This is a genomic window from Salmonella sp. 741265073_HBA, from assembly GCF_046569105.1.
GTDB classification, from domain to species: domain Bacteria; phylum Pseudomonadota; class Gammaproteobacteria; order Enterobacterales; family Enterobacteriaceae; genus Salmonella; species Salmonella enterica.
Map to the genome: position 1 here is coordinate 1 of NZ_JBKFRY010000009.1, position 15,031 is coordinate 15,031.

Annotated in this window: 16 protein-coding genes; 13 read left to right on the forward strand and 3 right to left on the reverse strand. The window is 51.8% G+C overall.

The window, feature by feature from the left end; all coding sequences use genetic code 11:
- Positions 1-450: 450 nt before the first annotated feature.
- From lepA to acpS, 7 genes are all read left to right on the forward strand, one after another.
- Positions 451-2,250: a translation elongation factor 4 gene (lepA, locus tag ACLD3P_RS13340; RefSeq protein WP_000790154.1), complete on the forward strand. Its 1,800-nt coding sequence runs from the start codon at positions 451-453 to the stop codon at positions 2,248-2,250.
- Positions 2,251-2,266: 16 nt separating this feature from the next.
- Positions 2,267-3,241, forward strand: a complete 975-nt coding sequence (gene lepB, locus ACLD3P_RS13345; protein ID WP_000002559.1) for a signal peptidase I — start codon at positions 2,267-2,269, stop codon at positions 3,239-3,241.
- A gap of 273 nt (positions 3,242-3,514) precedes the next feature.
- Positions 3,515-4,195, forward strand: coding sequence for a ribonuclease III (rnc, locus tag ACLD3P_RS13350; RefSeq protein WP_001068341.1), 681 nt, complete (start codon positions 3,515-3,517; stop codon positions 4,193-4,195).
- The gene (gene era / locus ACLD3P_RS13355; RefSeq protein ID WP_000102230.1) at positions 4,192-5,097 is read left to right on the forward strand and encodes a GTPase Era; all 906 of its coding nucleotides are present in this window, start codon (positions 4,192-4,194) and stop codon (positions 5,095-5,097) included. Before rnc ends, era begins: the two co-directional genes overlap by 4 nt.
- An 11-nt stretch (positions 5,098-5,108) precedes the next feature.
- The gene (recO, locus tag ACLD3P_RS13360; RefSeq protein WP_411006402.1) at positions 5,109-5,837 is read left to right on the forward strand and encodes a DNA repair protein RecO; all 729 of its coding nucleotides are present in this window, start codon (positions 5,109-5,111) and stop codon (positions 5,835-5,837) included.
- An 11-nt stretch (positions 5,838-5,848) separates the two neighbouring features.
- Complete coding sequence (gene pdxJ, locus ACLD3P_RS13365) at positions 5,849-6,580, forward strand: pyridoxine 5'-phosphate synthase (protein WP_053445210.1); 732 nt, start codon at positions 5,849-5,851, stop codon at positions 6,578-6,580.
- The gene (gene acpS, locus ACLD3P_RS13370) at positions 6,580-6,960 is read left to right on the forward strand and encodes a holo-ACP synthase (protein ID WP_076934885.1); all 381 of its coding nucleotides are present in this window, start codon (positions 6,580-6,582) and stop codon (positions 6,958-6,960) included. The genes pdxJ and acpS overlap by 1 nt, the downstream gene beginning before the upstream one ends.
- 111 nt (positions 6,961-7,071) lie before the next feature.
- On the opposite strand, the gene ACLD3P_RS13375 is transcribed toward acpS, so the two are convergent.
- Positions 7,072-7,332: a YfhL family 4Fe-4S dicluster ferredoxin gene (locus tag ACLD3P_RS13375; RefSeq protein WP_001196290.1), complete on the reverse strand. Its 261-nt coding sequence runs from the start codon at positions 7,330-7,332 to the stop codon at positions 7,072-7,074.
- A gap of 37 nt (positions 7,333-7,369) precedes the next feature.
- Complete coding sequence (locus ACLD3P_RS13380) at positions 7,370-8,296, reverse strand: LysR family transcriptional regulator (protein ID WP_048591752.1); 927 nt, start codon at positions 8,294-8,296, stop codon at positions 7,370-7,372.
- Between the two features lie 115 nt (positions 8,297-8,411).
- Here ACLD3P_RS13380 and ACLD3P_RS13385 point away from each other — a divergent pair, with 115 nt between their 5' ends.
- Both ACLD3P_RS13385 and ACLD3P_RS13390 read left to right on the forward strand, forming a co-directional pair.
- Positions 8,412-9,608: an OFA family MFS transporter gene (locus ACLD3P_RS13385; RefSeq protein ID WP_001607053.1), complete on the forward strand. Its 1,197-nt coding sequence runs from the start codon at positions 8,412-8,414 to the stop codon at positions 9,606-9,608.
- A gap of 21 nt (positions 9,609-9,629) precedes the next feature.
- On the forward strand, positions 9,630-10,547 hold the full coding sequence (locus ACLD3P_RS13390) for a ketopantoate reductase family protein (RefSeq protein ID WP_411006401.1): 918 nt from the start codon (positions 9,630-9,632) through the stop codon (positions 10,545-10,547).
- Between the two features lie 38 nt (positions 10,548-10,585).
- On the opposite strand, the gene ACLD3P_RS13395 is transcribed toward ACLD3P_RS13390, so the two are convergent.
- Positions 10,586-11,434 carry a MurR/RpiR family transcriptional regulator gene (locus ACLD3P_RS13395; RefSeq protein WP_000995694.1) on the reverse strand — a complete coding sequence of 283 codons (849 nt, stop codon included), beginning with the start codon at positions 11,432-11,434 and terminating at the stop codon, positions 10,586-10,588.
- A gap of 115 nt (positions 11,435-11,549) precedes the next feature.
- Between ACLD3P_RS13395 and murQ the strand changes: the two genes are divergently transcribed.
- From murQ to tadA, 4 genes are read left to right on the forward strand one after another with little or no spacing between them, the layout of a single operon-like run.
- Positions 11,550-12,443: an N-acetylmuramic acid 6-phosphate etherase gene (murQ, locus tag ACLD3P_RS13400; protein ID WP_411006400.1), complete on the forward strand. Its 894-nt coding sequence runs from the start codon at positions 11,550-11,552 to the stop codon at positions 12,441-12,443.
- A gap of 10 nt (positions 12,444-12,453) precedes the next feature.
- Positions 12,454-13,815, forward strand: coding sequence for a PTS transporter subunit EIIC (locus tag ACLD3P_RS13405; RefSeq protein ID WP_131046806.1), 1,362 nt, complete (start codon positions 12,454-12,456; stop codon positions 13,813-13,815).
- A 3-nt stretch (positions 13,816-13,818) separates the two neighbouring features.
- Positions 13,819-14,454: a phosphatidylglycerophosphatase C gene (yfhb, locus tag ACLD3P_RS13410; RefSeq protein ID WP_000253558.1), complete on the forward strand. Its 636-nt coding sequence runs from the start codon at positions 13,819-13,821 to the stop codon at positions 14,452-14,454.
- Between the two features lie 24 nt (positions 14,455-14,478).
- Entirely contained in the window at positions 14,479-15,030 is a 552-nt protein-coding gene (tadA, locus tag ACLD3P_RS13415; RefSeq protein WP_076934889.1) for a tRNA adenosine(34) deaminase TadA, read from the forward strand.
- Position 15,031: the final 1 nt, after the last annotated feature.

Consider the following 15,031-nt stretch of genomic DNA (forward strand, 5'->3'; position numbering starts at 1 on the left):
TCGAACTGAGGATAAAACAATTACTGGTATTGCTGGTTATGACGGTAGTAACTATTCAATAGATACTTATAATACGTATATATTACGACAGTTTTCTAGAGGTATTATTATTGATACGGAACAAACAGGTCATGTAGGTAGGATTGATGCATATGACTGTCAAAAGGGGTAGTACTCCTTTTGAATTGCTGCAACCACGTTGTATGCAAGAATGAGCTTTGGTAGGCTGCCTGCTGTTTAGTCAATACTGACTGTAACCGTGTTTATAGGTCGTATGGACCACTATTGTAATGTAACATCGCATGTTGATCAGCAGATCGTATGCTGACGATTGCAAAGCTACAGTGTAATATGCACGCCAGTCGTTGATGGGGTAGTTATTGTGGAATGTCCACCGCTGTGTCCATCAAGAAAAATTTATCAGCATAGCGAGTTGAAAAATTCATATTTATGAAGAACATAAGAAATTTCTCCATCATTGCTCACATTGACCACGGTAAATCGACGCTGTCTGACCGTATTATCCAAATCTGCGGTGGCCTGTCTGACCGTGAAATGGAAGCTCAGGTACTTGATTCGATGGATCTTGAGCGTGAGCGCGGTATTACTATTAAAGCCCAGAGTGTGACGCTGGATTTTAAAGCGTCTGATGGTGAAACTTATCAACTGAACTTTATCGACACGCCGGGACACGTTGACTTTTCCTATGAAGTTTCCCGTTCGTTAGCCGCCTGCGAGGGCGCGCTGCTGGTGGTGGATGCCGGCCAGGGCGTAGAAGCGCAAACGTTGGCGAACTGCTACACCGCGATGGAAATGGATCTTGAAGTGGTGCCGGTGCTTAACAAGATTGACCTGCCGGCCGCCGATCCGGAGCGTGTGGCGGAAGAAATCGAAGACATTGTCGGTATCGATGCGACGGACGCGGTACGCTGCTCCGCCAAAACGGGTGTCGGCGTGACGGATGTTCTGGAACGCCTGGTGCGCGATATCCCGCCGCCGCAAGGCGATCCGGACGGCCCGCTGCAGGCGCTGATTATTGACTCCTGGTTCGATAACTACCTGGGCGTGGTATCGCTGGTGCGTATTAAAAACGGCACCATGCGTAAAGGCGACAAAATTAAAGTGATGAGTACCGGGCAGACCTACAACGCTGACCGCCTGGGGATCTTCACGCCGAAACAGGTTGATCGTACCGAGCTGAAGTGCGGCGAAGTAGGCTGGCTGGTCTGCGCCATTAAAGATATCCTCGGTGCGCCGGTTGGCGATACCTTAACCTCAGCGCGTAACCCAGCGGAAAAAGCGTTGCCGGGCTTTAAGAAGGTGAAACCGCAGGTCTATGCAGGTCTGTTCCCGGTCAGCTCCGACGATTATGAAAGTTTCCGCGACGCGCTCGGCAAGCTGAGCCTGAACGATGCCTCACTGTTTTATGAACCGGAAAGCTCCTCGGCGCTGGGCTTTGGTTTCCGCTGCGGCTTCCTCGGCCTGTTGCACATGGAGATCATTCAGGAGCGTCTGGAACGCGAATACGATCTGGATCTGATCACCACTGCGCCGACCGTGGTGTATGAAGTAGAAACAACGGCGAAAGAGACTATCTATGTTGATAGCCCCTCCAAGCTGCCGCCGTTGAATAACATTTATGAACTGCGCGAGCCTATCGCCGAATGTCATATGCTGTTACCACAAGCCTATTTAGGTAACGTTATTACGCTGTGTATTGAGAAACGCGGCGTACAAACTAACATGGTATATCACGGTAACCAGGTCGCGTTGACCTATGAAATCCCGATGGCGGAAGTGGTGCTCGACTTCTTTGACCGTCTGAAATCAACGTCGCGCGGCTATGCGTCTCTGGATTATAACTTCAAGCGCTTCCAGGCTTCCGACATGGTGCGTGTTGATGTGTTAATCAACAACGAACGTGTCGATGCGCTGGCGCTGATCACGCACCGTGATAACTCGCAAAGCCGTGGTCGCGAGCTGGTGGAGAAGATGAAAGATTTGATCCCACGCCAGCAGTTTGATATCGCGATTCAGGCGGCGATTGGTACGCATATTATTGCCCGTTCGACGGTAAAACAGTTACGTAAAAACGTGCTGGCGAAGTGCTACGGCGGTGATATCAGTCGTAAGAAAAAACTGCTGCAGAAACAGAAAGAAGGTAAGAAACGCATGAAGCAGATCGGTAACGTCGAGCTGCCTCAGGAGGCGTTCCTCGCCATTCTGCATGTCGGTAAAGACAATAAATAATCCCTAAGGAGTTGGCATGGCGAACATGTTTGCCCTGATTCTGGTGATAGCCACACTGGTGACGGGCATTTTATGGTGCGTTGATAAGTTTGTTTTCGCGCCAAAACGTCGGGCGCGCCAGGCTGCCGCGCAAACGGCGTCGGGAGATGCGCTGGATAACGCTACGCTCAATAAAGTGGCGCCTAAGCCGGGCTGGCTGGAGACCGGGGCGTCGGTTTTCCCGGTTCTGGCGATCGTTCTGATCGTTCGTTCATTTCTTTATGAACCCTTTCAGATCCCGTCAGGCTCAATGATGCCGACACTGCTTATCGGCGATTTTATTCTGGTGGAAAAATTTGCCTACGGCATTAAAGATCCGATCTACCAGAAAACCCTGATTGAAACCGGTCATCCAAAGCGCGGGGATATTGTGGTATTTAAATATCCGGAAGATCCTAAGTTAGATTACATCAAACGCGCCGTCGGTTTGCCGGGCGATAAAATCACTTATGATCCGGTTGCAAAAGAGGTGACGATTCAGCCTGGCTGTAGCTCCGGTCAGGCGTGCGAAAATGCGCTGCCGGTTACCTACTCTAACGTTGAGCCGAGCGATTTTGTACAGACCTTTGCCCGCCGTAACGGCGGAGAAGCGACCAGCGGTTTCTTTGAGGTTCCGCTAAACGAGACAAAAGAAAACGGCATTCGCCTGACCGAACGTAAAGAGACGTTAGGCGATGTGACCCACCGCATCCTGATGGTGCCGATAGCTCAGGATCAGTTGGGCATGTATTACCAACAGCCAGGACAACCGCTGGCGACCTGGGTTGTACCGCCGGGGCAATATTTCATGATGGGCGACAACCGCGATAACAGCGCGGATAGCCGTTACTGGGGATTTGTTCCGGAAGCGAATCTGGTCGGTAAAGCGGTCGCTATCTGGATGAGCTTTGACAAGCAGGAAGGGGAGTGGCCGACAGGCGTACGCCTGAGTCGTATCGGCGGTATTCACTAACTGTGACGAAATGATCGTTCACGCTGCCGTCTTTTTAGCGGCAGCGTGAATTATTTCCTGGATAAATTCCCTCAGACTAACGACATCCCCTGTCGTTGTGTATAGAATATTCCCCCGAAGTTTTAGGTTGGCGCCGTTTGGTCGCCACGGCACACGAAACAGCGTTGGTTATAGACAACCTTCTTTCCGCTGCAGCGATGCGGCAGGACAGATGACGTGTATCAGGTCTGTTTCGTGTGCTGGATTGTTGACGCATTCATTTATTGGTATCGCATGAACCCCATCGTAATTAATCGGCTTCAACGGAAGCTGGGCTACACTTTTAATCATCAGGAGCTGTTGCAGCAGGCATTAACTCACCGCAGCGCCAGCAGTAAACATAACGAACGCCTGGAATTTTTAGGCGATTCAATCCTGAGCTTCGTTATCGCTAACGCGCTTTATCACCGTTTCCCACGGGTGGATGAGGGTGATATGAGCCGTATGCGCGCCACGCTGGTACGTGGTAATACGCTGGCGGAATTAGCCCGTGAGTTTGATTTAGGCGAGTGCCTGCGTTTAGGGCCGGGCGAATTAAAAAGCGGCGGATTCCGTCGAGAGTCCATTCTGGCGGACACTGTTGAAGCGTTAATCGGCGGAGTATTTCTCGATAGCAATATCCAGACCGTCGAGCAGTTAATCCTTAACTGGTATAAAACCCGTCTGGATGAGATAAGTCCGGGCGATAAACAAAAAGATCCTAAAACGCGCTTGCAGGAGTATTTGCAGGGTCGCCATCTGCCGCTGCCATCTTACCTGGTTGTGCAGGTACGCGGCGAGGCGCACGATCAGGAATTTACTATCCACTGCCAGGTCAGCGGCCTGAGCGAACCGGTGGTTGGCACGGGTTCCAGCCGTCGTAAGGCGGAGCAGGCTGCCGCCGAACAGGCGCTGAAAAAACTGGAGTTGGAATGAGCACCGACAAAACTTACTGCGGATTTATTGCCATCGTCGGACGTCCGAACGTTGGCAAATCCACCTTGCTGAACAAACTGCTTGGGCAGAAGATTTCGATCACTTCCCGTAAAGCGCAGACCACGCGCCACCGCATTGTCGGTATTCATACCGAAGGCCCGTATCAGGCAATCTATGTCGATACCCCGGGTCTGCATATGGAAGAAAAGCGCGCCATTAACCGTTTGATGAATAAGGCGGCGAGCAGTTCGATTGGCGACGTTGAGCTGGTGATTTTCGTTGTGGAAGGCACCCGTTGGACGCCGGACGACGAAATGGTCCTGAACAAACTGCGCGATGGCAAAGCGCCGGTTATTCTCGCCGTTAACAAGGTGGATAACGTGCAGGAAAAAGCCGATTTGCTGCCGCACCTCCAGTTCCTGGCAAGCCAGATGAACTTTCTTGATATCGTACCGATCTCTGCTGAAACGGGTATGAACGTCGATACCATTGCCGGTATCGTGCGTAAACATTTACCGGAAGCTATTCACCACTTCCCGGAAGATTACATCACCGATCGCTCTCAGCGCTTTATGGCGTCTGAAATCATCCGTGAAAAGCTGATGCGTTTTCTCGGCGCCGAGCTGCCGTATTCCGTTACCGTTGAGATTGAACGTTTTGTTACCAACGAACGCGGCGGCTATGATATCAACGGGCTGATCCTCGTCGAGCGCGAAGGGCAGAAGAAGATGGTGATTGGCAACAAAGGCGCCAAGATCAAAACCATTGGTATTGAAGCGCGTAAAGATATGCAGGAGATGTTCGAAGCGCCGGTACACCTGGAATTGTGGGTGAAAGTGAAATCCGGCTGGGCCGATGACGAACGCGCTCTGCGCAGTCTCGGTTACGTAGACGATCTGTGAGTTAACACAGCGTGGAAGGGTGGCAGCGCGCATTTGTCCTGCACAGTCGCCCCTGGAGCGAAACCAGCCTGATGCTGGACGTCTTCACGGAAGAATCGGGGCGCGTGCGCCTTGTCGCCAAAGGCGCGCGATCTAAACGTTCCAATCTGAAAGGCGCGTTGCAGCCTTTTACGCCGTTATTGCTACGCTACAGCGGACGCGGCGAGGTGAAAACCCTGCGCAGCGCCGAGGCAGTTTCTCTGGCGCTGCCGTTAAGCGGTATTACGCTCTATAGCGGCCTGTACATCAACGAACTCCTCTCTCGCGTACTGGAATATGAAACGCGCTTCTCCGAACTCTTTTTTGATTATCTGAACTGTATTCAGGCGCTGGCGGGAACCACCGGCTCGCCTGAACCGGCGTTGCGACGTTTCGAACTGGCGTTGCTGGGTCATCTGGGGTATGGCGTCAATTTCACCCACTGTGCAGGCAGCGGCGAACGGGTAGATGACACCATGACCTACCGTTACCGCGAAGAAAAAGGCTTTTTCGCCAGCGTCGTCATCGATAACAACACCTTTACCGGACGGCACCTGAAAGCGCTGGAGGCGCGGGAATTTCCGGATGTAGATACCCTGCGTGCCGCTAAACGCTTTACCCGTATGGCATTAAAGCCGTATCTTGGGGGAAAACCGTTAAAAAGCCGGGACCTGTTCCGGCAATTTATGCCCAAACGCACAGTAAAAACGAAGAAAGATTAACGAGGATTGTCATGGCTGAATTACTGTTAGGCGTCAATATTGACCACATTGCCACGTTACGTAATGCGCGCGGCACCGACTATCCGGATCCGGTACAGGCGGCGTTTATTGCTGAACAGGCAGGCGCGGACGGCATTACCGTACACCTGCGCGAAGATCGTCGCCACATTACCGATCGCGATGTGCGCATTCTGCGTCAGACGCTGCATACGCGTATGAATCTGGAGATGGCGGTGACCGAAGAGATGCTGGCGATCGCCGTAGAAACCAGGCCGCATTTCTGTTGTCTGGTGCCGGAAAAACGCCAGGAAGTCACCACCGAAGGCGGTCTGGATGTGGCCGGACAGCGCGATAAAATGCGTGATGCCTGTGCGCGCCTGGCGGCGGCTGGCATCCAGGTTTCGCTCTTTATCGATGCCGATGAAACGCAAATCAACGCGGCGGCGGAAGTCGGCGCGCCGTTTATCGAAATCCATACCGGCTGCTATGCCAACGCAGAAACCGATGCGGAACAGGCAAAAGAGCTGGCGCGTATTGCCAGCGCCGCGGCCCTGGCGGCCCGTCTGGGGCTAAAAGTAAATGCGGGTCATGGCCTGACCTACCATAACGTCAAAGCTATTGCCGCGCTGCCGGAAATGCACGAACTTAATATCGGTCATGCCATTATTGGTCGGGCAGTGATGACGGGCCTGAAAGAGGCGGTGGCTGAAATGAAACGTTTGATGCTGGAAGCGCGCGGCTAATGGCGATTCTCGGCCTGGGAACGGACATTGTAGAGATTGCCCGCATTGAGGCAGTGATCTCCCGTTCCGGCGAACGTCTGGCAAGGCGTGTGCTCAGTGACAACGAGTGGGCTATCTGGGAGACGCATCAGCAGCCGGTGCGTTTTCTCGCCAAGCGTTTTGCGGTCAAAGAGGCGGCAGCGAAAGCTTTTGGCACCGGCATCCGCAACGGTCTGGCGTTTAATCAGTTCGAAGTGTTTAACGATGAGCTGGGAAAACCACGTTTGCGGCTGTGGGGCGAGGCGTTAATGCTGGCGGAAAAACTCGGTGTGGCGCACATGCATGTCACGTTGGCCGATGAACGCCATTACGCTTGCGCTACGGTCATTCTGGAAAGTTAGATTTGCCAGATGACGGCGTAAACACGTTATCTGACCTACAGGCCGATATATTGTCGGCCTGATAAGCATAGCGTCATTAGGTATTGTTGCGTTGGAAATGCGTTAACCCGCTTACAGTTTATCTGCGTGATGCATCAGAACAAACTTATCCCACAACTGTTCTTCGCTTTCGACATGGGCGGGATCCTGCAAAATCGTATTGGGGATCGGGCAGACTTTCTGACAGGTCGGCGTTTCGTAATGGCCTACACACTCGGTGCATTTGTCGCTGTTAATCTCATAAATGCTGTCGCCCATTGAAATCGCCTCATTCGGGCACTCCGGCTCGCACATATCGCAATTGATACATTTTTTGGTGATTAACAGCGCCATCAGGAAATTCTCAGAAACAACACAAATCGGGCGGGCATTATACGCCTATTTTCTGCTCGGGCCAGCTCTTTTCTGGCGCTGATTTGTTATCTACAGTGTAAAAATTTTTGATCTGCTTGAGCAGGCAGATGGTTGCGTTATCCAGTGAAAGATCATTACTGTGCACCAGCATGACAGGAATAAAGAATGCGGGGATGCCCAGTGAAACCAGGCGAACATTTTTGGGTGTCGATAAATGGGTTAGCGAGCGGGTAATAAATGCGATGCCAATCTGCGCTTCGGCATACTCAAGGCATGAGTAGTGGTTATCCAGTTCGCAGATGACGTTAGGAACGACTTTGCGGTTATTAAATTCTGTGGTGATGATCCCTCTTAATAGCAGAGAGTCATTAAGCACGATAATGGGCTGGTCGTTTAAATCTTTTAGCTGCAGACGTTCGCGTGTCGCCAGAGGATGAGAAAGTGGGATTGCAGCGATAATTTCATCTTCAAACAGCATGGTCGAGCTTAGCTGGGCAGGGAGCGCTGTTCGATAAACAATGCCAATATCAACGGCGCTATCCGTCAGCTTTTTAATGGTTTGCTCAGTTGAGAACTCTTTAACATTTAAAGATATTTCCGGATGGTGTGCCATAAAGTTGCGAAAAGCGGGCAGGACCAGGTAGCTGCCTGACACCCCGATTGAAATAGTATCGCGCTGTTGATCCTGGTAGGGAAGAAGTTCATTTTCGGCATTTTTTAAATCCAGCATTATTTTGTTAGCATGTCGTTGCAAAATAATGCCTGCTTTTGTTAATTTAATTCCTCTACCTTTTCGCTTAAATAATATTGTTTTAAGTGATGACTCAAGTTGTTTGATTTGCTGACTTAATGATGGCTGAGTGATAAACAGGCGACTGGCTGCCCGACCATAATGTAATTCATCACACAATATCAGGAAGGAATGTAGTTGTTTGATATTCATTAAAATTTAATGCCAATCGATTGGGTTTTGTTATAACGATTATAAAAAATACCAAATTGTTTGCCTATTTTGCTTTTTTTAAACTGTGATCAGTGCATTTTAAAAAGGGAAAATTATGTCGGCATCAATCAACCGCTGGGGAATGCTTGCCGCTCACGTGTGCATCAATTTTGTGCTCGGGGGCGTCTACGCATTTAGCTATTTCAAAACACCACTCATGGCGCAATATCACTGGGATCCGGCTACGCTGGCGTTAGCATTCTCTATCAATATGGGGATCATTCCTTTACCGATGATTTGGGGCGGGAGAATGATCGACAACGGTAAAGGAAAGCAGGCGATAGTTATCGGCGGTATCCTGTTTTCTTTAGGTTTTATCTTGTCCGGGTTTGTGGATAATTTGCCAATGCTGTTTTTAACCTACGGCGTCATTGCCGGGTTGGGATCGGGCCTGGCTTTTACGGGTAATCTGAATAATATTCTGAAATTTTTCCCTGACCGTCGCGGTCTTGCCAGCGGTATCGTACTGGCGGGTGTTGGCGTCGGGACGCTACTTTGCACCCGCCTGGCCGAATATTTTATGGCGCAAACTCACGATGTTAGTCGGGCGTTGTTATATCTGGGCATTGTTTATCTGGTGGTTATTTTTATCGTCCAGTTCTTTATTCGTAGCGCGCCAGCAAAAGATAGCGGAGGAATTAAAGCATCGCCAATGGATAAAGACTATCGGCACATGCTGAAAGATCTGCGCTTCTGGCTGCTGTTTATGATTCTGGCGCTGGGCGTGTTCTCTGGGATGGTAATTAGCTCAAGCTCTGCGCAAATTGGTATGACGCAGTACGGTTTACTGTCCGGTGCATTAGTCGTTAGCCTGGTATCGATATTTAACTCAATTGGTCGCCTGTTCTGGGGAGGGTTAACCGATAAATTAGGCGGCTACAATACTCTGGTTATCGTTTATCTTTTTACCTGCGTCTGTATGCTGCTATTGTTGTTCTTCAACGGCAATACTTCTGTATTCTATTTCAGCGCTCTGGGCGTGGGCTTTGCTTATGCCGGTATATTAGTTATCTTCCCTGGCTTGACCAGCCAGAATTTTGGTATGCGTAACCAGGGACTAAACTACGGCTTTATGTATTTTGGTTTTGCCGTCGGTGCGGTTATTGCTCCTTACGTCACGTCCGCTATTGCAAAATATACCGGAAGCTACAATACGGTATTTATTTTGACCACGGTGCTATTGCTTATTGGAGTCGTGTTGACCCTGATAACGAAAAAATATGTCGCAACGGTTTTAGCCAAAATTCATTAATCAGATAATAAGGAAATAAAAATGAAAATTGCAATCGCAGGTGCAGGCGCTATGGGATGTCGTTTTGGCTATATGCTGCTGGAGGCCGGGCACGACGTGACGCTTATCGATAGCTGGCAGGAGCATGTCGATGCTATTCGTAGCAAGGGGTTGTTTGTCGAAACGGAAACGACTCAGAAGTATTACCCCATCCCTGCTATGTTGGCTGATGAATTCCAGGGGGAGTTTGAGCTGGTTATTCTGTTTACCAAAGCAATGCAGCTGGATAGCATGTTACAGCGTATCAAGCCATTACTGCCAGCCGCGAAAGTAGTGATGATTTTATCTAACGGCCTGGGAAATATCGAAACGCTGGAGAAATATGTCGATCGGCAGAAAATCTATGCGGGTGTGACGTTATGGTCCAGCGAACTGGAGGGGGCTGGGCATATTATGGCCACCGGTACCGGAACGATTGAACTGCAGCCGATTGCCAGCCAGGATTCGGCTCAAGAGGCTAAGGTCATTGCCACCCTTAATAGCGCGGGATTGAATGCTGAAATAAGCCCTGACGTATTATTATCGATCTGGAAGAAAGCAGCCTTTAATAGCGTAATGAACACCTATTGCGCGCTACTGGATTGTAATGTCGGCGGATTTGGTCAGCGGCCTGGTGCTTTAGATTTAGCGCAAGCGGTAGTTGATGAGTTTGTATTGGTTGCTGCCAGCCAGAATATTCCGTTGACTGAGCAAATGGTGATGAATACGGTGAAGAAAGTGTTCGATCCGCGTGAGAGCGGCCACCACTATCCTTCTATGCATCAGGATTTACATAAAGGCCGACTGACTGAAATCGACTATTTAAATGGTGCGATTGCGCGAATCGGCGCTCAGAACAATATTGCCGTACCGGTTAACACACTCCTGACGCAATTGATTCACGCTAAAGAAGCGCAATAAACTTGATGGCTCTTCTGCATGAGGCGGAAGAGCCATTTTCAAACCAGTTTTTTTACCAGCGCCTCGCTATGGCGAATACGCTCCGGCGCCCGCTCTAAATCCTGTTGTACCAGCGCCATAAACAGTAAGTCGGTCAACATCATTTGCGCATGTGTCGAGGAGATAGCGGCGCTGCGCGTCGCCTGCTCTTCGGCAATCGTATACAGACAGCGGGTGGCGCGCTGCTGCAAGGCGTTGGGAGAAAAACCAGTAATGGCCAGGATTTTCGCGCCTGCGCGTAATGTTTCGTCCGCCGCCAGGTTCAGCTCGCGCCGCTCCCCGGAATAAGAGATCGCCAGCAGCAGATCCTCCGGCGCCAGCGCCTGCACCGTTGCCAGCAGGGCGTGCATATCGCGCTCAACCACCGCGTTAATGCCAATCTTCAGTAGCTTCCAGGCAAAATTTTGCGCCACCAGCCCAGAGGCGCCAATCCCGGTGATCACAATACGGCGGGCGTGGCGCAGCATCGTGACGCTTTCTAACAGTTTTTCTTCACTGTTAACGTCCAGCGTGGCGTGCATCGCCGCCACATTCTCTTTAATTAATTTTTCCCCGACCAGGCGCATCGGATCGTCGCCGCGAATCTGGTTATGAACGGGAACGGAATGCGGATTAGGATTGCTGGCCAACGCTTCGCTGATAGCCAGTTTCAATGCAGGAAACCCTTTAAATCCCAGTTTTTGCGCGAATTTGACTACGCTGGATTGGCTGACGCCCGCTTCGGCTGCCAGTTGCTGCGAGCTCAGATGTCGCGCCGTATCCGGTTGCGCGAGCAGATAATCCGCCAGTTTCCTGTCGCTTTGCGCGAGATCCGGATAACGCTGGCGAATACGAATCAAACAGTTCATGAGCAGCTCCTGCGAAACGTGATGGCGACGACAAAACGAAATTTCACTCGCCTGGGGGAATATTCTATTCCATCATGGACGCTTATTATGAATTAAAAATTCCAGAGGGACAAAAATGAATCTTGGTACCTTAGTGTCTGAAACCCGTAACCCGCAAACGATGGATCTGGATGCGTTGCCTACCCTTGAATTAGTTAAGCGTTTTAATGAACAGGATACGCTGGTAGCGGAAGCAGTAAAAGCCACTCTGCCTGACGTTGCGCGTGCGGTGGATGCCGCTGCGGCGGCGCTGAAGTCTGGCGGACGTATCATCTATATGGGCGCGGGCACCAGTGGTCGGCTTGGCGTACTGGATGCCTCAGAATGTCCTCCGACGTTTGGCGTTCCGCACGGTCTGGTCGTCGGGCTGATTGCCGGCGGGCCGGGCGCGTTGCTGAAAGCGGTCGAAGGCGCGGAAGACAGCCAACAGGCAGGCGAAGACGATCTTGTCGCGCTAAATCTGCAAGAACAGGATCTGGTCGTGGGGCTCGCGGCGTCGGGGCGTACACCCTATGTGATTGGCGGCCTGCGCTATGCGCGACAGTCCGGTTGTACCACTGTTGCCGTCTCCTGTAATCCAGATTCGCCTATTGCGCGGGAGGCTAATATCGCTATTTCGCCCGTTGTCGGGCCGGAAGCGCTTACCGGCTCCACGCGGCTGAAATCCGGCACCGCGCAGAAAATGGTGCTCAATATGATTTCTACCGGCGCGATGGTGAAGTTCGGTAAGGTCTATCAGAACCTGATGGTGGATATGAAAGCCACCAACGTCAAACTGGTCGATCGCGCGTGTCGGATGGTCGTTGAAGCGACCGGGATAGGTCGTGAAGAGGCGGAAACGTTGCTGAAACAGACCGATTTTGAGGTTAAGCCCGCCATTTTGATGGCGCTTACGGGGCTGGATGCTGCAGCCGCCAGGGAAAAACTCGCTGCTCATCAGGGCTTTTTAAGGGCGGCGTTAGAACACTAAAGAGGTGTGTATGGATAAGACGGCAGCGCTCGCCAGCGACATTTTACGTGGTATCGGCGGAGAGCAAAATATTCTGCGCCTGGAAAACTGTATGACGCGAGTCAGGGTGGAGGTACAGGACGACAGCCAACTAGATATTCCGCGCTTAAAAGCGTTGCCTGGCGTCAGTGGATACGTAAAGCAAGGGGAGCAACATCAGCTGATCGTTGGGCCGGGGAAGGCTGCGCAGGTGGTTGATGCGATGCGCGTGCAGATTGCCGCAGATGGTGTAAAGCCGGACGACGCTATGGCGCGTACCAAATCCGAGGCGAAAGCGAAGTATAAAGCGCCGATGAGCGATGCGTTGCGTAAGCTGGCGAATGTTTTTATTCCGCTTATCCCTGCCTTTATCGCATCCGGCTTGATTACCGGCATTATCAATATTCTTAAACGTCCGGATATCGTTGGCGATGTTGCCGTCCTCTATCCTAACCTGCTGGGCCTGATGGGGATATTTGGTAGCGCGGTGTTCGCTATCATGAACATTCTGGTTGGCGTCAATACCGCGAAAGTTTTTGGCGGATCGCAGGCGTTAGGCGGCGTGATGGCGGGGATCCTTTCCAGCCCGCAACTGGCGCAGATTACGCTCTTTGGCGAGGCGCTTCAGCCGGGACGGGGCGGCGTCATCGCCGTCCTGCTGGTGGTAGCGTTAATGTGCTGGATTGAGCGCCAGTTCCGTAAGCTGCTGCCGGGGTCGCTGGAGTTAATTCTTAACCCTTTATTGACGACTGTTATCACCGGCGCGGTAGCGATTGTCGCTCTGCAACCGCTTGGCGGCTGGATTTCAGACGCTATCGCTCACGGCGCGTCCTGGGCTATCGATCGCGGCGGTTTTCTGGTGGGCGCGGTGTTAGCCGGAACCTTCCTGCCGTTGGTACTGACCGGGCTGCATCAGGGGCTGGTGCCTATTCATGTGGAGCTGGTGCAAGCGCACGGCTATAACGCGCTGTTTCCCATCCTGGCGATGGCGGGCGTTGGTCAGATAGGCGCGGCCATTGCCGTACTGATGAAAACCCGCAATGCGCGACTCAAAAAGGTGATTAAAGGCGCGCTTCCTGTCGGACTGCTGGGGATTGGCGAGCCGCTGATTTTTGGCGTCACGCTGCCATTGGGTAAGCCATTTATTGGCGCTTGCCTCGGCGGCGCGGTAGGCGGGGCGTTGATCAGCTACTGGAAAGTGGCGACGGTAATTACCTTTGGTATTTCCGGTTTGCCGCTGGCATTAACAATTGTTGCCGGAAAAGTCCTGTTCTATCTGTTAGGCTATTTAATAGCGGTAATTGCCGGGTTTATTTTTACCTGGCTGCTGGGGTTCAATGATCCAGAGGAGTAAGGTTTGGTCAGCCACGAGCGTCGTGTCGTCTTTTTTGATTTGGATGGAACGTTACATCAACAGGATATGTTCGGCAGTTTTCTGCGTTATTTGCTGCGCCGTCAGCCGCTAAATGCGCTGCTCGTACTGCCGTTGTTGCCCATTATCGGTATCGGTTTACTGGTAAAAGGGCGTGCGGCCCGCTGGCCGATGAGTCTGTTGTTGTGGGGCTGTACTTTTGGCCATAGCGAAACGCGTTTGCAGGCGCATCAGGCGGATTTTGTCCGTTGGTTTCGCGCTAACGTCACGGCGTTTCCGGTTGTACAGGAGCGTCTGACCACCTATCTATTGAGCTCTGACGCGGATATCTGGCTTATTACCGGTTCTCCGCAATCATTGGTAGAGCAAGTCTATTTTGATACGCCGTGGCTGCCGCGCGTTAACCTCATCGCCAGCCAGATGGCGCGACGGTATGGCGGCTGGGTATTAACCGTGCGCTGTCTGGGCCATGAAAAAGTCGCGCAACTGGAACGTAAAATCGGTACGCCGCTGCGTCTTTATAGCGGCTACAGCGACAGCAAACAGGATAACCCTCTGCTTTATTTTTGCCAGCATCGCTGGCGGGTGACGCCGCACGGCGAGTTGCAGCAGCTCGAATAGTGAAACGCATAGCGTCTGTGTATAATGCCGCCCGCTTTCATTACCGGAGTTACCTCTTTGTCTGATGTCGAATTAGATCACGAATACTGGATGCGCCACGCGCTGACGCTGGCGAAACGCGCCTGGGACGAACGCGAGGTTCCGGTTGGCGCGGTATTGGTGCATAACCATCGCGTCATTGGCGAAGGCTGGAATCGACCCATTGGCCGCCACGATCCTACTGCGCATGCTGAAATAATGGCGCTGCGTCAGGGCGGTCTGGTATTACAGAATTACCGGTTACTGGATACCACGCTGTATGTCACGCTGGAACCCTGTGTGATGTGCGCAGGCGCTATGGTGCATAGCCGCATTGGACGCGTTGTCTTTGGCGCGCGCGATGCAAAAACCGGCGCGGCCGGATCGCTAATTGATGTGCTGCACCATCCAGGAATGAATCACCGGGTCGACATTATTGAAGGGGTGCTGCGCGATGAATGTGCGACGCTGCTCAGTGATTTTTTCCGTATGCGTCGTCAGGAAATTAAAGCCCTGAAGAAAGCCGACCGTGCGCAAGGCGCGGGGCCGGCAGTATAGC